We start from the raw sequence: 17,537 nt of genomic DNA on the forward strand, positions 1-17,537 counted from the left end.
GACGCGTCGCGAGCACGCCGGCGCTCTCTTGCAGGGCGTCGGCGTCTGTTTTTTCCGCCGCGCGTTCGGGCGCTGTCAACGGCTCGCGCCGTGCCTCACGCCGCCGCCGGCGTAGCCGGAAAGCCCGCCTGCACGCCCACGGCAGCCGCTTCGTTGAGCACCGTGGCGAGAATCATGGCGCTCGCATTGAGCGGCGCGGGCCGGCCGCGGCGCGGCTTGAACACGGCGTCGCCGACGTGGATCGCCCGCCCGCTCATCGCGCACACGCCATTCACGCGCGCGCGCGCCGCATGCCATAGCTGATCGCCATACGAGCAGTGCGTCGCGTCGCGCCACGCGATCGTCGCGGTCGCCGAGGTCGGCCGCTCGATCAGCGCAACCTGCGCGTCGAAGCGCTCGCCCGCCATCGGCAACGGGCAGTTCCTGCGTTCGAATTGCACATGCAACGCCGCGAGCCTCGTGACCGCGGGGTCGGTACGACCCGACATCAAAGAGAGCAAACCGATGGTCTGTCGCCATGGGTCGCACGCATTCATCATCTTGGCCAGCATGAATCACCTCGTCGTCAAGGAAGTGCGGCTCGATCCGCCTGTTTCACCGGTTTCGCCCGATGCGCTCATTCGGGTTTGCGCCGTCCACTGACGACGCAGCAGTTCAGAATCCGCGTGTGGCGGCGCGCCGCGACGCCCGGCGGCAAGGTGTACGGCTGAGGAAGCTCGAGTGCAACCGGCTTGCTGTAAACGATTTGAGGGGCCGCCGCCATCTGCCGCGCCGCGGCGAGTAAAGCCTCGGCGCTGCGCGCGGGTACAGGTTTGCTCATTGTTTCGATCTCCGTGTTTCTTTTCGCGGCGGGACGCCCGCCGGTTCACTGATTGACGTTCGTCTTCACCTTCCAGCAATACGGCGTGTCGCCGACGAACCGTTTGAAAACCGCGGTGAAATGCGACTGCGAGCGAAACCCGCAGCTCAATGCAACATCAAGCATGCTGTGCTTCGAGCGCGTCAACAGTTGTTGCGCGTGCTCGATCCGGCGCCGCAACAGGTATTCGTGCGGACGCAAGCCCGTCGCGCGGCGGAATTGCGCGGCAAAGTGCATGCGCGTGAGTCCTGCGCTTTGCGCCATCTCGGCCAGACCGATCGAGTCGGACAAATGCGCCTCGATGAATTCGATCGTACGGCGCATGCGCCACTGCGGCAGCGCCGCCGCTTCGCGCGTCTGCCGCGCCGCCGCCGTGAAATAGCGCGACACGAGCCGCGACACGATCGCGAGGCACACGCTGTCGGTGAACAGCTTGCCCGAGGCGGCGTCGGTCGAATGCGAAACCGCCAGCGCCTGCGCGAGCCGCTCGAGCGTCGGGTCGCGCAGAATGCGCGGGTCGGCGAGCACGATGTCTCCGGCGTGCGCATGGCCGAACAGGTCCTCGAAGCATTCGGCGAGCGCCTGCTGCGATACGAACAGGTGCAGCACGTCGCCGGGCGAATCGAAGCGCACGCTGACGGGCACCGCCGGCGCGGTGACCTGCACGGCGCCGGCCGTCACACGGCCCGACACGATCGAGCGTCCCGCGTGCTCGAAGTTGAGCGTCGTGCACTTGAGGTTGAGCCCGATGCAGTGGTATCCAGCATGCCCCTGATGCGACGCCTCGAACGAACCGGCGTCGTTGCGCGTCCAGCGCGCGACCATCATTTCCCCATACGGAAGCGAATCGCGCGCCTCGTCGACGACGGGGTAGCGCCAGTGATGCTCGGAATGGATCGGGTTGCCGTTTTTTCTGCGCACGGCGTCCGTGGCGATTTCAGTTGAATGAGTCGACAAGGCAATCATGAGCGGCCTGCGCGAAGTGAGTGTCATGCGATGCGGGAATCACAGCTTCCCGCGCTCACTCAAAGGTATCCGAACAGACCCGGTCCAACTAGCCCTACAAAGGATTGGCATGAGCCACTGTTGGTTTGCTCAACTCATCTGCAGGTTTAATCGTCTAATCCGATTTGCGTACTGTGCGTACGCGCACTCATCGACAGCGGCAATCCCGTACGGGATTCGATGCCGGCCGCGCCGTCGGCGCGTTGCCGATACGACAGGGAGTCAAAACACTAAAGACGGCGTGTCTGGAAATGTTCGATGCTCTGCCCGGCGGCCACCGCGCGTCTGAGCCACGACGGCATATCGCCGGCTCCGGTCCATGTATTGCCATATGCATCGCGATAGCGGATCGCATCGCGCTCGCGCACTTCGTCGGCGAGCGCCTGCTCGAGCGCGTCGAACGCGATGCCGCATTCGTTCATGCGGCGCCGGATCCAGCGAATCAGGCGTTCGCGCGCCTCGCCTTCGAGAGGCAGGGGTGTTGCGCGGGTCATGCGGGCTCCTCGGAGATCCATTCTGAACCAATTCGGAAAGATTCAACCCCAAATATATCGAACGCGTCGTCATTGCCGCAGAGTACCGATGCTCGCGCGCCCCGCATTTGCCGAACAGCACGTGCCGATGCAAATATGCACGTCCTCTGCGGGCCGATGTGGTAACCGCGCACGCGCGGTTCGCGCGAAGCGGCTTCGCATGGACTGCCGACGGATCGCCCAAATGGTGGCATGCGTTTGCAGTCGCGAGCCGGTATCTCGAGCGAACGGGCACGACGTGTGCTCGAATCGTGCGATTTCGACAAATTGCGACTGCCGCTAAAAGACAGCCGATGCCTAGTGACTACACTCGATGCCGGTGGATATTCGTCGGAATGCACGTCGGCAGAGCGGCGAATCGCCGGCACTGTAGTGAACAAAAAAACGCGCATCGCTGAATCTCGCCCTTCAGCGTCAAGAGGAAACGGCAACTGGAAACAAGTCCGTCGGGCCGCGCATCGGATCGCCACCGCGCGCATCGCGCCGTGCGCGGCAAATGGCATGGCGGTTTGCCGCATCGGGGGCGCGATGGCGTGTCGCTATCGGTTCGCTTCGTGCCGCGGCTCGTGTCGAGCAGAGGTTGAGTGGCGGCCGATGCCGGTGCTCACATGCGGCCGCGCAGCGCGCGCGTGTCCGATACGATTGAAGTCGGGTTATCCGGCCACGCGGCATGCGCGCGTACTTTGCCGGCCAGACCGACGAACCGGAGCCCGCGCGCTTTGCGTACGGCGTGGCGATACGCGAGACACTGCGCGGCCTCCCGGCGCGTTCCCGGCCATGCTATATATCGCGCTTTTGGCGGAGCCCGCTGCCGGCCGTTGCGGCGGCGTGTCCGCTGCGAACAGACCGATCTTCTGTCACACCGTACCCGTGCTTCGCGCACAGGCGCGGTGCGCTCTCCCAGTTGCCGTGAAATTCCCCAGACGCACATTTGACCAGGTGCGCCGCCCCGACGCCCGCGCGCTGCGCATACTCGCTGCGGCGCTCGCGTCCGCTGTGTTTTACGCCGACACACTGACGACGCTTCACATCGCGGTTGCCGTTCTCTATGTCGTCGTGGTTCTGCTCGTCGCCATGAGCGGCTCGCGGCGCGCGACGATCGTCGCCGCATGGATCTGTTCCGCGCTGACGCTGATCGCGCTCGCCATCTCGCACACGGACTGCATCGCGGGCGACGCCGGCGGGCGCGGCGTGATGAGCCTGATCGCGATCGCCGTCACGTCGCTGATCGCCGTGCGTTATCAGACCGGCACCGCGCGTCTCGTCGAGCAGATCCATCTGCTGAACCTGACGCACGACGCGATCGTCGTCTACGACATGAAAGAGCGCATCGCGTTCTGGAATCAGGGCGCGGAAAAGCTTTACGGATGGCCCGCGCATCGCGCGCTGTCGCAGCCGATCCACGAACTCACGCAAACGCGCTTTCCCGATGCGGCCGACGTGCGCGCCGCGTTGCTGCGCGACGGCCGCTGGGACGGCGAGCTCGAACGCACGCGCCGCGACGGCCGCGTCGTGATCATCGCGAGCCGCCTCGCGCTGCTGCGCGACGAACGCGGCAAACCGCGCGCCGTGCTCGCGACCGATAACGACATCACGTGCCGCAAGCTTCTGCAGGCGGAACTGCAGCGCAAGCAGGACGAAATGAGCGCGATGCTCGAGGCGATTCCGGGGATGATCTGGGCGTCGACGCACGACGGCACGATCGAACCCGTCAATCGACGCTGGGATGCGTTCGACATCGCGCCCACGCATGCACCGCAGAACGATCAGAGTCTGTGGCGCAGGCTCGTTCATCCGAATGACCTGCCGGCGCTCGAAAATGACTGGCGCACCGCGGTCGCGACCGGCGCGTCGTTCGAAGGCACCGCCCGCTTGCGCCGCAAGGACGGGCTGTATCGCTGGATGCACATCTGCGCCGAGCCGCTCTTCGATACGGCCGGCCAGATCGTGCGCTGGTATGGCATCAATACCGATATCGAGGAGCGCAAACGCGCAGAGGAAGCGCTCGAGCGCAGCGAAGCGTTTCTCGCCGAGGGCCAGCGGCTCTCGCGAACGGGCAGCATCGCGATGAAACTTCCGGATGGTGAAATGCTCTGGTCGCATGAGGCGTATCGTATTTTCGGCTATGCTGCGAACGTCGTTCCAGGCATGGATCTGATCCTCGCGCGCACGCATCCCGAAGACGTCGCGCTCGTGCGCCAGAGCTACCGGCAAGTACTGGCCGAGGCGCCGTTCATCGATATCGAGTACCGGCTCGTCATGCCGGACAGGTCCGTCAAACACGTGCATTTTGTCGCTCATTTGAGCGCGCGCCAGTCCGGGCGGTTCGAGTACGTCGGAGCCTTGATGGATGTGACCGAAGCCAAACAGACCGAAGAGGCGCTCACGCGCTCGATGACCGAGCTCGCCCACGTGACGCGCGTCACGATGCTCGGCGAGCTGACCGCGTCGATCGCGCACGAGGTGAGCCAGCCGATCGCGGCGATCGTCACCTGCGGTCATGCGGCGCTGCGTTGGCTCGACCGGCCCGAGCCCGAACTGTCCGAGGCGCGCGACGCGATCGACAAGGCGATACGCAGCGCGAAGCGCGCGAGCGACATCGTCTGGCGGATCCGCTCGATGGCGCAAAAGCGCGGCCCCACGCATGCGGTGCTCGACCTGAACGCGCTCGTCGACGAATCGATCGAGCTCGTGCTGCACGAACTGCACGATCATCGCGTCGAACTCGAAATCGCCTACGTGACGCCATCGCCGCAGATCGACGGCGACCGGGTACAGTTGCAACAAGTTTTGATCAACCTCATCATGAACGGCGCGCAGGCGATGGCGTCGGTCACGGGCCGCGAAAAAAGGATGTGGGTCGCGACGCGCATGGCCGATGCGCAGCATGCGCATGTGATTGTCAGGGACTCGGGCACCGGCATCAGCGCCGAACACGCCGAGCAGCTCTTCGAAGCATTTTTCACGACCAAGTCCGAGGGCATGGGCATCGGACTGTCGATCTGCCGTTCTATCGTCGAAGCGCACGGCGGCCGCATCTGGGCCGAGTCGCCGCCCGAAGGCGGCGCCGTGCTGCAATTTACCTTGCCCGTAACGATGGGAGACAGCAATGAGCAGTGAAGCCGCCAACGAACCCGTCAACGTCGCGGACAACGCGATCGTCTACGTCGTCGACGACGACGAGTCGATGCGCGATGCCGTCAGCACGTTGCTGCGCTCGATCGGCCTCAAGGTGAAGACATTCTCGAGCGCGCAGGATTTCCTCGCCGCCGAGCGGCCCGACGCGCCCGCGTGCCTCATTCTCGACGTGCGCCTGAAGGGACAGAGTGGACTCGCAGTCCAGGAACAGATTGCCGCGCACCAGATCCGCATGCCGATCGTATTCATGACCGCGCACGGCGACATTGCGATGTCGGTGAAAGCGATGAAAGCCGGCGCCCACGATTTTCTCGCGAAGCCGTTTCGCGACCAGGACATGCTCGACGCGGTCTCCGAAGCGCTGGCCGCCGACCAGGAGCGGCGCCAGGCGGACCGTTCGTTCGCCGGCTTGCGGCGCTGCTACGACTCGCTGACGCCGCGCGAGCGCGAGGTGATGGCGCTCGTCGCAAGCGGCCTGCTGAACAAGCAGATCGCAGCTGAAATGAAGCTCAGCGAAATCACCGTGAAAATTTACCGCAGCCAGGCCATGAAGAAGATGGAAGCGCGCTCGCTCGCCGATTTCGTGCTGAAGGCGGAGGCGCTCGGCGTGAAGGCCGCGCTCGGCGCGCCGTCGTTTGTCAGCATAAGAACGGCGCCGCGGGTTTAGTTGCGCATTCAACCGCGGGGTAGCTTTCGGGCGGGCTCACAACTCGCTGACGATTTTCTTGGCACGCAGCACGCACGCGGGACTCATGCTCAGCTCGTCGACGCCGAGGCCGACCAGCAGCGGAATCATCGGCGGTTGCGCGGCCGCCTCGCCGCACACCGCGACCTCGATGCCGGCCTGCCGCGCCGCGTCGCAGACCATCGCGATCGCGCGCAGCACCGCCGGATGATCGCATCGATAGAGCGGCGCAAGCTTCGGATTCGCGCGGTCGGCGGCCATCACGTATTGCGTGAGGTCGTTCGTGCCGATCGAAAAAAAGTCGACTTCCGGCGCAAGCATATCGGCGGTCAGCGCGGCCGCCGGCGTTTCGATCATGATGCCAAGCTTCGGTGCGCCGAACGCAATGCCTTCGCCGGCGAGTTCGCGCGCGCACTCGGCCATCAGCGCCTTGACGCGCCGCACTTCGTCGACATCGGCGATCATCGGCAGCATCGCCTGCACGTTGCCCGCGCTCGCCGCGCGCAACAGCGCGCGCAACTGCGGCTTGAACACGTCGGGACGGTCGAGGCACATGCGCACGCCGCGCCAGCCGAGGAACGGGTTGTCTTCACGCGCGAACGCGATGCCGGGCACGGGCTTGTCGCCGCCGATGTCGAGCGTGCGGATCACGACCGGATGCGGTGCGAATGCTTCTGCAACGCGACGGTAAACGCTGTATTGCTCGTGCTCGCCGGGCAGCGAGCGGCGATTCATGAACAGCAGCTCGGTGCGAAAGAGGCCCACGCCCATTGCGCCCACCGCTTTGGCCGCGTCGATCTCGTCGGGCGAACCGAGGTTCGCCGCGATGCGAACCGGCCGGCCCGCGCGCGTGACGGGCCCGACGTCGCGATAGACGTCGAGCGCGGCGCGGTGCGCGCGCGCTTCGTCGATGCGCGCCGCGAACTGTTCCTGCAACGCACGCGTCGGTTCGAACCAGACATGACCGAGCGTGCCGTCGACGGCGACCTGCGCCACGCCGCGCAGATCGCTATCGGGAACGGCCAGACCGAACACCGCGGGAATACCGTGCGAGCGCGCGATGATGGCGAGATGCGACGTTGCGCTGCCGCGTGTGCAAACGAGCGCCGCGATGTTCGCGACATTCGCGCGCGCGAGATCGGGCGCCGTCAGATCCGAGGCGAGCACGACGCAAGGCTTCGCGATGCCGGCAAGGCTCACGTCCGGCTGACCGTTCAGACGCAGCGCGACCTGACGCGTGATGCCATGAATATCGTCGGCACGGCTGCGCAGATACTCGTCGTCGATCGACTCGAACGACGCGGCGAGCGTCGCGCCGACTTCGAGCGTGGCAGCGGTCGCGTCGCGGCCCGCTGCGATGCGCGTTCTGATTTCACCGGCGAATTCGTCGCTGCGCGCGACGCTCACGAGCGCTTCGGCAATACCGTCGTGATCGCCGATCCGGTCGAACTGGCTGTCGAGCGCGGCCAGTGCGTCGTCCAGTGCGCGCTCGAAGCGCATCGCTTCGGTTGCCGTTTCGTGCGGCGCGATGAACTGCCGCGCGGCTCGTAATGGCTCGGGAAGGTAGACGTAGGCGTCGCCGAATGCGACGCCTTCGCTTGCCGGTATGCCGATCAGCGGCGGCGTTTCGTCCGCGGGTGCGACAGACCGACCGCCGGCGTCTGCGCCATTGCCGTCGCCGGAACGCGACTGCGCAATGGGCGCGTCCGTCTCGCCCGCGCACGCCGCCGCATCGGCTGCTTGCGCGGCTCGCGCCGGCTGCACGCCCGCTTGCGGCGAAGACAGGAACTGCGCCATTCGCGCAACCGCATCGCTTTCGTCGGCGCCGTCCGCGCGCAGCACGATCTGGTCGTGTTCGCGGATGCCGAGCAGCATCAGTTTCACCGCGCTTTTCGCGTCGGCGCTCGTCGAACCGTGCAGGACCAGCAGCGAGCACGAGAACTCTTTCGCGAGTTTCGCGAACTGCGTTGCGGGCCGCGCATGCAGCCCTTCGGTCACTTTCACCACCACCGCTGTTTCGAGCATCGACTTCACCTTCCCGTCTGACATGCCGTGACCTCACGGCACGGACGATTGACGCAAGCGCGTGCGACGGGCGATAAGCGCCGGCCGCCCGTCTGCGAGGCTGCGCGCGCGGCATGCGCGTATCGCTCAGCGATCCGCGATCTCGATCACCGTGCCGCTTTTCATGCACGCGAGCAGTTCGCCCGCGTCGACCGGCTGTGCGCAGATCTCGCCGGGCCGCTGCGCTTCGTTCGCGCCATTGAAATTGATCACGACGTGACCGAGTTCGCTGACCTTGTTCCATGCGCTTGGGCCCACCGCGGTCACGAACGCGCAGATCGCGCCGATGCGCAGCGTCGAGCCCGCTTGCGGCGCCTGCTGCTGCGCAGCTTCGACACGATGCAGCACCGACACTTCGGCCAGCTCGGGTGGCGCGCCATCCGCGTACAGGATCAGCACGCCGCCTTCGAGCAGTTCCGGCACTTCCGGGCCCACTTCGGAGATCACCGTTTTGTAGTAGTGCATAGTCCGTTTCCCGAGAAGGTCATCGCTCACAGCGCGAAACTCGCTGCCCACGCAATCAGTACCGAAACCGGTCCCATGATCTGCCGGCTGATCAGCACTGCGGGCACGCCGACGCGGATCGTCTCCGGCTTCGCTTCGCCGAGCGCCATGCCGACCGGCACGAAATCGCAACCGACCTGCGTGTCGTAGGCGAACAGCGCCGGCAGCGCCATTTGCGGCGGAATCGTGCCGTTGCCGATCGCGGGCCCGATGATCGCCGCGCCGATCACCTGCGCGATCACCGCGCCCGGGCCTAGCACCGGCGACAGAAACGGCAGCCCGCAAATCGCCGACAGCACGACGAGGCCGACGATGTTGCCCGCGAGCGGCTCGAGCAGATGCGCGAGACCGTTGCCGATACCGGTTGCGTTGATGATGCCGATCAGCATCGTCACGAAGGCCATGAACGGCAGCACGTTGCGGATCACCGTGTCGATCGCCTTGCGGCCGCTGTTGAACAGCACATTGACGACACCGCCCATCACGCGCCCGATCGAGGTGATGAGCCCGACGATGCCGCGGTTTTCCGCACCGCCGGGCTGCCCTCCGATGCCCGGCGGCGCGACGACGGCCGCTCCCGCGCCGCCGGCCGCCGGCATCGCGAGCGCGACGCCTCGGCTGGCAGGGGCGCCCGCTTCGGCCGCCGGCTCAGGCTCGCCTGCTTCGCGTTCGACCACGGACAGGTTCTCGGGCAGCACGCCCGATACATACACGTCTTCGGTGATGAACTGCGCAAGCGGCCCCGACTGACCGACCGGCGTCAGGTTGATGGTGGGGATGCGTTTGCGCGGATAGACGCCGCAGCGCGCCGTGCCGCCGCAGTCGATCACGACGGCCGCCATTTCCGACTCGAGCGGCGGATTGCGAAACCCGTCGACGACGCTCGCGCCGGTCAGTTCGGCAAGACGCGTCGCGAGTTCGGGAATCTTGCCGCCCGTCACCGCGACGATCTTGTTGCGCTCCGGCGTCGGCTGAACGAAGATCGGGCCGCCCCAGCCGTTCGGCCCATGCACGACCTTGACGGTCCGATACGCTCTCGTGTCCATTGCGTTGTCCCCTTTCGTGTCCCGATGATCGGCGCGCAATCACAGCTTGATATTTTCGCGGCGCGCGATAAGCCGCGTGATGACCTCGGTGAGCATGCCCTTGAAGAGGTTCACGACAAGGCCCACGATCAGGTAGAACAGCGCAAGTTTGGGAATCGAAAACGGCAAGGGGTGCGTTTCGGCGAGCTTGGTCAGCCCTGCCGCCACGCCGAGCCAGACGAACAGTTCACCGGGATTGCAATGCGGAAAGAGCCCGGTAATCGGATGGCACAGCGAAACAGCCGAATCGTAGAACGCTGGCTTGTGCTTCTCTTCGAGAAACACGCCGAACGTGTAGGCCATCGGGTTCGTCAGAAAGAACATCGCAAGCAGCGGCAGCAGCGTATAGCGCGTGATCACGTTCTTCGAAAAGAAACGCGCAAGGCCCTGAACGCGGTGCTCGCCGATCAGCGCGATCAGCGTATAGACGGCGGTCAGCAGCACGATCAGTGTCGGCAGGATGCCGGTGACGAAGCCGATGAACACCTTGCCGCCTGCGTTGAACACGCCGATAAACGCTTCGGCGAAGTGCGTAAGCCAGTCGAGAACGATCACGGCGACTCTCCCAGTGGTCCAACTGATGCGCGAAAAGCTCCGTCGTCATGGTTGCGGACGGAACCGGACGATATGGCTGTGGACGGGCGAAACCTCAGGCGGGTTGCGCCGTGCGCTGCGCGCGCTCGAGCGCATCCGACGCAGCGATCACGATACTGCGGCGCAAACCGGAACCTGCGAGCCGCATACGGAATTCATCGATGGCGAGGCCGGAAAATCCGTCGTGCTGACGAAACCGGCTAAAGACGGTCATACCGGACATGCTCAGAAATTCGCGGACCGTGAGTGCGCTGTCGAGCACGACGATCGCGATCGCGCCACGCCCGAATCGGACCTTGCACGCGCCGACGCCGAGAAAACCGCTAGTCCAGCGGGCCGCCGTGCGACGCAATGCATCGCCGTAGCGGCGCATCTGAAACCACGACGCCACCACTTGCAATGCCCAGAACACGGCTAAAGCGAGCAACGCGCCACGCACATAGTCCATTGTCGTCTCCCGGCTCTTCATGCATGTGTTCCGCGCGACCGGTAATGACCGTAAGGCCGCGACGTATTCGCACGCCGCGCGACTCACACACAGACGCGGAGCATGAACATCATGCTCTCCTAATAATACAATTGTTCAGACCCAACTGAATTGGGGAAAACGCGAGTCGGTCTTTCAAGCGGCTTTATCCGCTTTACCAATCGCGCTTAGCCAGTAGCGCTTAGTAGCAGTTAGTAGCGGTTAGTAGCGATCAGCCAGTAGCGATTTCTATCGCGCTTTGCGTCAGTTAGCCTGTCTTTTATTGATCGGTTGCATTGTCACCCTAATCGCGCGTTGAGTACACGCGTTTCTTGATGCATTGTTTTGCGATTCGCTGCTTCAGCTTGCACTCGCGATGTTCTGCGCCACGATCGCGGCGACGTCGTCGCGCGCCTCGATGTGCGGCAGATGCCCGACGCGAGCGAATCGATGCACTGCAACGCGGCCCGGCAGACCCTGCGCGTGTCGCGCGGGCAGAATGCGATCCTGCAGGCCCCAGATCACGCGCACCGGTATCGACAGCGCGGCGAGCACGCCGCGCAGATCGAGGCTTTGCGCGCCGTCGGGAAAGAAAGTATCGGCCAGCGCGGCGAGGCGCGCGCGGACGTGCGCATCGCCCAACTGTTGTTCGGCAGTCGCGACAAACATCTCGTCCATCTGTGCGGGGTCCGCGAACAGTTCCTTCAACCATGCCGCAAAGCTCGCGCGCCGCGACGCCTGCGTGATGCCGCGCAAAAACGCGGCGTTGCTGTCGGGTCCGAGGCCCGCGGGCGCGATGAGCGTCAGCGAACGGATGCCTGTCTGCGCGAGCGGACCATAGGCCGCAGTCGCGAGCGAGATTGCACCGCCGAACGAATGACCGACCAGATGGCAACGCGTGATGTGCGCGGCGGCCAGCGTTGCGTCGACGGCGGCGACGATGTCGTCGAGTGTGCCGGCGCATTGCGCGGCCGACTTGCCGTGCGCGGGCAGATCGAGCGCGAGCACGCCCGGCCCCGCCGCAGCGGCACGCTCGAACGCATGGCAGAACGGGCGCCAGCTGTTGAGCTCGGCCGCAAAGCCATGCAATAGCACGAGCGGGTCGCCCGTGCCTTCGCGCAGCCAGACGCCGTGCAAAGGCGCAGCGCGCTCGCGTGGCACATCGCTTGCGCCGATGCGGCCGAGCGGCCCGGAGCCGGCGATGCCGTGCAGATCGAGGCCACGTTCGCGCGCAAGGCGCCGTGCCGCAGGCGTCGCGCGCAAGCGGCCCGCGACGGCGCGCATATCGACCGGCACCGCCGGCGCGGAAGACGGCGGCGACGCGGTATCCGCGCTCGCTGCATGCTCGACCGGCGCTGCGTCATGCGCCGCACCGCGCGCGTCGCCGGCACCATCCGCGTCTTGCGCAAGCGGCGCAGCGGGCGCCTGCGCCCCCGCGAGATCCGCCACCGCCTCGCCGTCCGCATAGATCCATGCGATCGGCGTGCCCACGGGCACCGTCTCGCCGACTGCCGTGCCGATATGGCGGATCGTGCCGCTTGCCGGTGCATCGACTTCCATCGTCGCCTTGCTCGTCTCGATCTCGAAGATCACCGCGCCCGCGCGCACCGCTTCGCCTTCGCGCACATGCCACGCGGCGATCATGCCTTCGGTCATGTCCATATCGACGCGCGGCAGGATCACTTCGGTCGGCATTTCAATGTCTCCCGCCGACGCTGCGGCGCGCGGCCGCGACGATATCGCCGACCTGCGGCACGGCGGCTTTTTCGAGTTCCGGGTTGTATGGCAGCGGGCAGTCGGCGCCGCCCAGGCGTATGACCGGCGCGTCGAGATAATCGAACGCCTCGCTCTCGCAGACGATCGACGCGATCTCCGCGCCGATGCCGAGCTGCTGCACGCCCTCGTACACGCAGATGAGGCGCGAGGTCTTCTTCACGCTGTCGACAATCGCATCGCGATCGATCGGCCGCACGCTGCGCAAATCGATCACTTCCGCGTCGATGCCCTCTTCTTCGAGCTGCGCGGCCGCTTCGAGCGAGCGGATCGCCATCACCGATGTCGCGACGATCGTCACGTCGCGCCCCGCGCGGCGCAGCGCCGCCTTGCCGATCGGCTCGGTGTAATAGCCCTCGGGCACCGGCCCTTTGCTTCTGTACAGCAGCTTGTGTTCGAAGATCATCACCGGGTCCGGGTCGTCGAGCGCGGCGAGCAGCAGCCCTTTCGCGTCGTGCGGCGTGCTCGGCTGAATCACCTTGAGGCCCGGCACATGCGCGAACCACGCTTCGAGGCTCTGGCTGTGCTGCGCGGCGGCGCCCGTACCGGAGCCGGCCGGAAAGCGCATCACGAGCGGCACCGATACCTCGCCGCCGAGCATGAAGCGCAGCTTCGCCGCCTGGTTGACGATCTGCTCCATCGCGAGCGTCGCGAAATCGGAGAACTGGAATTCGTAGATCGGCCGCGAGCCTGTCAGCGCGGCGCCGACCGCGATACCCGCGCCGCCCAGTTCGGAGATCGGCGTATCGATCACGCGCTCGGCGCCGAAACGCTGATAGAGGTCGCCGGTCACCTGAAACGCGCCGCCGTACACGCCGATGTCCTCGCCCATCACGAACACGCGCTCGTCGCGCGCGAGTGCGATCGCGATACCTTCCTGAATGGCTTGTGCATAGGTCAGCTCACGCACGTTCGGATCGGTGTTCAATCCGGCGTTCGCATCGGTGGTCGCATCGGTGTTCGCGTTCATCGCGCAGCTCCCGCGGTTTCCGGCGTGCGGGATTCGGCCTGCGTATAGACGTAGCGCGTGAGTTCGGCGCGCGACGGCGCCGGGCTCGCCTGCGCAAACGCGAGGCCTGCTTCGATCTGCGCTTCGACGTCCGCGCGCATCGCAGCGGCTTGTGCCGCATCGAGCAGGCCGTAGCGCATGAGCTCCTGCTCGAAGCGCGGAATCGGATCGCGCGCGCTCCACGCGTCGATTTCATCGCGTGTGCGGTAGCGGTTGCGGTCGCTCTTCGAATGGCCGCGCAGCCGATACGTCTCGCACTCGAGAAGACTCGGCCCTGCGCCGCCGCGCGCCCGCGCGACCGCCGCTTCGCTCGCGGCGAGCACGTCGGCAAACGCATTGCCGTCGACGGTCACGCCGGGCATATCGTACGCGGCCGCGCGCTGCGCGATATGCGCCACGGCCGTGGAGCGCTCGACCGGCATCGACATCCCGTACCGGTTGTTCTCGCAGACGAAAATCACCGGCAGCTTCCAGATCGACGCGAAATTCAGCGATTCATGAAACGCGCCTTCGTTGTTCGCGCCGTCGCCGAAAAAGCACATGACGACCGAGTCGCGACGCTGGCGGCGGATCGACAGCGCGGCACCGACGGCGATCGGCAGCCCGCCGCCGACAATGCCGTTCGCGCCGAGATTGCCGCGCTGCACGTCGGCGATATGCATCGAGCCGCCGCGCCCGCGGCAATAGCCGGTCTCCTTGCCGAAGAACTCGGCGAACATCCGCTTCGGATCGGCGCCCTTGCCGATGCAGTGGCCGTGGCCGCGATGCGTCGACGTGATGTAGTCGGCGTCGGTCAGCGGCAGCGTCGCCGCAATCGCGCTCGCTTCCTGCCCGATCGACAGATGCATCGTGCCGTGAATCAGGCCGCGCATATAAGCCTGCTCGGCGCTTTCCTCGAAACGGCGCACGAGAATCATCTTGCGCAACGCGTCGCGCAACGTTGCGGGATCGTGGCGGCAATAGATGGCCGGGGCCGCGCGCGCAAGCCCGGCGGCTCGCTCGTTTATTTGCGCGCCCCGCTGCTCGTCCTGTCGCTCTTCGTGTTGCCCGTGCTGGTGCTCGCCCTGTTGCACGTCGCGTTGTTCCACTGCTTGCCCGGCTACCTGCTGCATGAACGTCTCCTTCGCGTGCCGCGTGCCGCATGGCCCGCTCGTGCCTCGCGCTTCGCGTGCGTCAAGCGGCCACGGCCGAAGCGCCGTGCACCATTTCGTCCTGGCGGCGCCGCAGCGCGACGATCGCCGACGCGGCATCGACCGCGCAATTACGGTACGTCAGCAGTTCGCCGCGCCTGACCGGCTGCGTAACCGAGCCGTGTTCGATCAGACCGCACGGCACCGCCTGCTGTGCACGCGCATCGGCAGATGTCATCGCCCACGCGCGATACGTGTATTCGCCGATCGCATCGAGCGGTTCGCCCTGTCGCAAATCCTTCTTCGCCACCGCGCACACTTCGACGACAGGCACCGGCAGCGGCTCCATATCGGCGCGCCCGTACAGCACCGAGCGCGCGCACGTGAGCGGCACTTCGAGGCTCGTCAGGTGATACGGCCGATAGAACGTGTAGTACGGGCCCTTGCCGAGCTTCAGGTCTGCCATGCGCTCGCGCAGCCGCGGATGCGCGAGCTCCGCGACGACGAAGACGCCAGGCGCCACGCCCTTGCCGATCGTATAGTCGACCACGCCTTTGCCCGACAGAATCCCGCCGTCGGCCTTCGGACACAGCACGCGATGCAGTTCGTCGAGCGTCGCGCTCGGACCATGCATGCCTGGCACGTCGGGCACGAGGCCCGTTGCGTTGCCGATGGCGGCCATTTCCACGGCGGTTTTCGAGCCGTCGACAAACTCGACGAGCATGCGCGGGTTCATGTTGCGGCGCTGTGCTTCTTCGAAATACGCATCGGGTGTCGCGTCGATATTGAGCGGATTGTTCTTGCCCTTGCCCGCGGCGACGACCGGATAGCCGAGCGCGCTGACGAACTGGATCAGCTCGATCGTCGAGCTCGGCTCGTCTCCGGCGCCGAGCGAGTAGACGACGCCGAGGCGCTGCGCCTCGCGCCGCAAATACGCGCCGATCGTCACGTCGGCTTCGACGTTCATCATCACCAGATGCTTGCCGTGTTCCATCGCCAGGAGGCCGATCTGCGCGCCGACCGCGGGCTTGCCCGTCGCATCGATCACGACGTCGATCAGGCCGCTCGTGCAGACGAGCTGCGCATCCTGCGTGATTGCGATGTCGCCCGCTTCGATGGCCTGCGCGAGCGCACTCGCCGTTTCGACCACGCGATAGCCGCTGTCCGCGGCATTCGCGACGCGCACCGCCGCGCATGCGGCATCGATGCGCAGATCGGCGATCGCGCCGATCGCAAGGCCATGCATCTGCCGCACCTGCGTGACGATGTCCGTACCCATTTCGCCGCTGCCGATCAGGCCGATGCGAATCGGACGGCCGGTTGCCGCGCGCTGTTCGAGGTCGGCGGCAAGGCCGCTCGGCGTGATGTTGTGCATGAACATGTCTCCTTGCCACACGGTTTCGATTGCTCTTGCGATGGCACTTTTGTATTTTATGTTAGCAGTATGTTCACGAAAGGGACAAGGCCGCGCATTGCGAAAATCGCGGGCTAACGCTCGGGACTAACCCCTGGATGCGCGCAAAAGGCGCGCGCGAACCGTGCATGCGGCGAACGCGCGCGCATGCACGGTGCAGTGCAAAAAAGATCGGAAAGGACGACGAGGAAAACGCGCGTTACGCGCCGCCCGCGAGCTTGAGCACGTCTTTCGCGGTGTATTCGTCAGTGATCAGAACAGTTGGCTTGAGCAGCTTCAACGCACCGGCGAGCGCATGAACCTTGCCCGCGCCGCCCGCTGCGAGCACGCGCACCGGCACTTTCTTGATGATGTCGAGCGGCACCGACATCACGCGTTCGTTGATCGGATGATCGACGAGCCTGCCGTTCGCGTCGAAGAAATTGCACAGCACGTCGCCGATCGCGCCGGCCTTCACGACCGACGCACGATCCGCGTTCGTAATGAACTTCGATTGGTGCGAGGTCTGATCCGCGCCCGTGCCGGCCGCGCCGAGCACGACCGCGTCGAGCGATTTCGCGAGTTCGAAAATATCGGCGAGCCCGCAGCGCTCGATCAGCGTCTGACGCGTCGCCGCGCTATCGACGAACAGCGGCGCCGTCATCAGATAGCAGTCCGCCTGGAACAGCGTGGCAAGCCGCCACGCGAATTCGGCCGGATTGAACTTGCGCGCCTTCATGATGCCGCCGAGCAGCGAGACGATGGAGAGCCGGTCGACCGCGCGCTCCTCGATAAAGCCGAGCGAACTCACGAGCGTACGACCCCAGCCGACGCCGATGCGCATATCGGCACGCACGAGCGAGGACACATACGCGCCCGTCGCCGCGGCGATCGGCGCGGTCGCATCGGCGCCGCGCGCGGACAGCGGCACGACGATCGCCTCGCCAAGATTGAAGCGCGTTTCGAGTTGACGCTCGGCGTCGACGCATTCGGCAAGCCGGTCGCCGATCGTGATCTGTACCTCATTGCGTTCGCGCGCGGCAGCCAGCAGGCGCACGACCGTTACGCGTCCGACCCCGAGCTTCTGCGCGATTTCGCTCTGCGTCATTTCCTCGACGTAGTACATCCACGCAGCACGCAAACGCAGCCGCCGCGTCGGATTCTGCTCGTCGTTTTCCACGCTCGGCGCGGAACTATTCGCCTTCGGCAAGCTCGGCTCCTATCATTAAAAAACGGGCATCTGCACTGAACAGTTGTGCTATCTTAACTTCAAATGTTTCATCGCTGACGCTCAGTCAT

Annotated in this window: 16 protein-coding genes; 2 read left to right on the plus strand and 14 right to left on the minus strand. The window is 65.6% G+C overall.

Annotated elements, in window-relative coordinates; genetic code table 11:
• Positions 1-95 precede the first annotated feature (95 nt).
• From BTO02_RS16560 to BTO02_RS16570, 4 genes are all read right to left on the minus strand, one after another.
• Complete coding sequence (locus BTO02_RS16560) at positions 96-548, minus strand: DUF3331 domain-containing protein (protein ID WP_442953460.1); 453 nt, start codon at positions 546-548, stop codon at positions 96-98.
• Positions 549-616: 68 nt separating this feature from the next.
• Positions 617-820, minus strand: coding sequence for a hypothetical protein (locus tag BTO02_RS34355; protein ID WP_156883845.1), 204 nt, complete (start codon positions 818-820; stop codon positions 617-619).
• 45 nt (positions 821-865) lie between these two features.
• Positions 866-1,825, minus strand: coding sequence for an AraC family transcriptional regulator (locus BTO02_RS16565; protein WP_075158939.1), 960 nt, complete (start codon positions 1,823-1,825; stop codon positions 866-868).
• Positions 1,826-2,094: 269 nt separating this feature from the next.
• Positions 2,095-2,358: an H-NS family nucleoid-associated regulatory protein gene (locus tag BTO02_RS16570; RefSeq protein WP_075157947.1), complete on the minus strand. Its 264-nt coding sequence runs from the start codon at positions 2,356-2,358 to the stop codon at positions 2,095-2,097.
• 948 nt (positions 2,359-3,306) lie between these two features.
• Here BTO02_RS16570 and BTO02_RS16575 point away from each other — a divergent pair.
• A complete protein-coding gene (locus BTO02_RS16575) occupies positions 3,307-5,517 on the plus strand; it encodes a PAS domain-containing sensor histidine kinase (RefSeq protein WP_232243379.1) in 2,211 nt (736 codons plus the stop codon).
• The gene (locus BTO02_RS16580; RefSeq protein ID WP_075157949.1) at positions 5,507-6,202 is read left to right on the plus strand and encodes a response regulator transcription factor; all 696 of its coding nucleotides are present in this window, start codon (positions 5,507-5,509) and stop codon (positions 6,200-6,202) included. Before BTO02_RS16575 ends, BTO02_RS16580 begins: the two co-directional genes overlap by 11 nt.
• Before the next feature lie 36 nt (positions 6,203-6,238).
• Here BTO02_RS16580 and ptsP read toward each other — a convergent pair whose 3' ends face one another.
• From ptsP to BTO02_RS16630, 10 genes are all read right to left on the minus strand, one after another.
• The gene (gene ptsP, locus BTO02_RS16585) at positions 6,239-8,269 is read right to left on the minus strand and encodes a phosphoenolpyruvate--protein phosphotransferase (protein ID WP_198039156.1); all 2,031 of its coding nucleotides are present in this window, start codon (positions 8,267-8,269) and stop codon (positions 6,239-6,241) included.
• Positions 8,270-8,371: 102 nt separating this feature from the next.
• Positions 8,372-8,749: a PTS glucitol/sorbitol transporter subunit IIA gene (locus tag BTO02_RS16590; RefSeq protein ID WP_075157950.1), complete on the minus strand. Its 378-nt coding sequence runs from the start codon at positions 8,747-8,749 to the stop codon at positions 8,372-8,374.
• Positions 8,750-8,775: 26 nt separating this feature from the next.
• Positions 8,776-9,834: a PTS glucitol/sorbitol transporter subunit IIB gene (srlE, locus tag BTO02_RS16595; RefSeq protein ID WP_075157951.1), complete on the minus strand. Its 1,059-nt coding sequence runs from the start codon at positions 9,832-9,834 to the stop codon at positions 8,776-8,778.
• Positions 9,835-9,873: 39 nt separating this feature from the next.
• Positions 9,874-10,428: a PTS glucitol/sorbitol transporter subunit IIC gene (gene srlA, locus BTO02_RS16600; protein WP_075157952.1), complete on the minus strand. Its 555-nt coding sequence runs from the start codon at positions 10,426-10,428 to the stop codon at positions 9,874-9,876.
• A 94-nt stretch (positions 10,429-10,522) separates the two neighbouring features.
• Positions 10,523-10,936 (minus strand): transcriptional regulator GutM, encoded by a 414-nt coding sequence (locus tag BTO02_RS16605; RefSeq protein WP_083615157.1) that lies wholly within the window; start codon positions 10,934-10,936, stop codon positions 10,523-10,525.
• Positions 10,937-11,293: 357 nt separating this feature from the next.
• Positions 11,294-12,628, minus strand: coding sequence for an acetoin dehydrogenase dihydrolipoyllysine-residue acetyltransferase subunit (locus BTO02_RS16610; RefSeq protein WP_075157954.1), 1,335 nt, complete (start codon positions 12,626-12,628; stop codon positions 11,294-11,296).
• Position 12,629: 1 nt separating this feature from the next.
• Complete coding sequence (locus BTO02_RS16615; RefSeq protein WP_075157955.1) at positions 12,630-13,676, minus strand: alpha-ketoacid dehydrogenase subunit beta; 1,047 nt, start codon at positions 13,674-13,676, stop codon at positions 12,630-12,632.
• Positions 13,673-14,827 (minus strand): thiamine pyrophosphate-dependent dehydrogenase E1 component subunit alpha, encoded by a 1,155-nt coding sequence (locus BTO02_RS16620; protein WP_083615255.1) that lies wholly within the window; start codon positions 14,825-14,827, stop codon positions 13,673-13,675. Before BTO02_RS16620 ends, BTO02_RS16615 begins: the two co-directional genes overlap by 4 nt.
• 61 nt (positions 14,828-14,888) lie before the next feature.
• Positions 14,889-16,220 (minus strand): NAD(P)H-dependent oxidoreductase, encoded by a 1,332-nt coding sequence (locus tag BTO02_RS16625; RefSeq protein ID WP_075158942.1) that lies wholly within the window; start codon positions 16,218-16,220, stop codon positions 14,889-14,891.
• 238 nt (positions 16,221-16,458) lie between these two features.
• A complete protein-coding gene (locus BTO02_RS16630; RefSeq protein ID WP_075157956.1) occupies positions 16,459-17,448 on the minus strand; it encodes a sugar-binding transcriptional regulator in 990 nt (329 codons plus the stop codon).
• Between the last annotated feature and the right edge of the window lie 89 nt (positions 17,449-17,537).

Source organism: Paraburkholderia sp. SOS3 (genome assembly GCF_001922345.1).
GTDB lineage: Bacteria > Pseudomonadota > Gammaproteobacteria > Burkholderiales > Burkholderiaceae > Paraburkholderia.

What these genes read in the sequence shown, in the direction of transcription:
- BTO02_RS34355 (WP_156883845.1), bottom strand. Translation starts at nt 820, where the DNA reads ATGAGCAAACCTGTACCCGCGCGCAGCGCCGAGGCTTTACTCGCCGCG.
- BTO02_RS16565 (WP_075158939.1), bottom strand. Translation starts at nt 1,825, where the DNA reads ATGATTGCCTTGTCGACTCATTCAACTGAAATCGCCACGGACGCCGTG.
- BTO02_RS16570 (WP_075157947.1), bottom strand. Translation starts at nt 2,358, where the DNA reads ATGACCCGCGCAACACCCCTGCCTCTCGAAGGCGAGGCGCGCGAACGC.
- BTO02_RS16580 (WP_075157949.1), top strand. Translation starts at nt 5,507, where the DNA reads ATGAGCAGTGAAGCCGCCAACGAACCCGTCAACGTCGCGGACAACGCG.
- ptsP (WP_198039156.1), bottom strand. Translation starts at nt 8,269, where the DNA reads ATGTCAGACGGGAAGGTGAAGTCGATGCTCGAAACAGCGGTGGTGGTG.
- BTO02_RS16590 (WP_075157950.1), bottom strand. Translation starts at nt 8,749, where the DNA reads ATGCACTACTACAAAACGGTGATCTCCGAAGTGGGCCCGGAAGTGCCG.
- srlE (WP_075157951.1), bottom strand. Translation starts at nt 9,834, where the DNA reads ATGGACACGAGAGCGTATCGGACCGTCAAGGTCGTGCATGGGCCGAAC.
- BTO02_RS16605 (WP_083615157.1), bottom strand. Translation starts at nt 10,936, where the DNA reads ATGAAGAGCCGGGAGACGACAATGGACTATGTGCGTGGCGCGTTGCTC.
- BTO02_RS16610 (WP_075157954.1), bottom strand. Translation starts at nt 12,628, where the DNA reads ATGCCGACCGAAGTGATCCTGCCGCGCGTCGATATGGACATGACCGAA.
- BTO02_RS16615 (WP_075157955.1), bottom strand. Translation starts at nt 13,676, where the DNA reads ATGAACGCGAACACCGATGCGACCACCGATGCGAACGCCGGATTGAAC.
- BTO02_RS16620 (WP_083615255.1), bottom strand. Translation starts at nt 14,827, where the DNA reads ATGCAGCAGGTAGCCGGGCAAGCAGTGGAACAACGCGACGTGCAACAG.
- BTO02_RS16625 (WP_075158942.1), bottom strand. Translation starts at nt 16,220, where the DNA reads ATGCACAACATCACGCCGAGCGGCCTTGCCGCCGACCTCGAACAGCGC.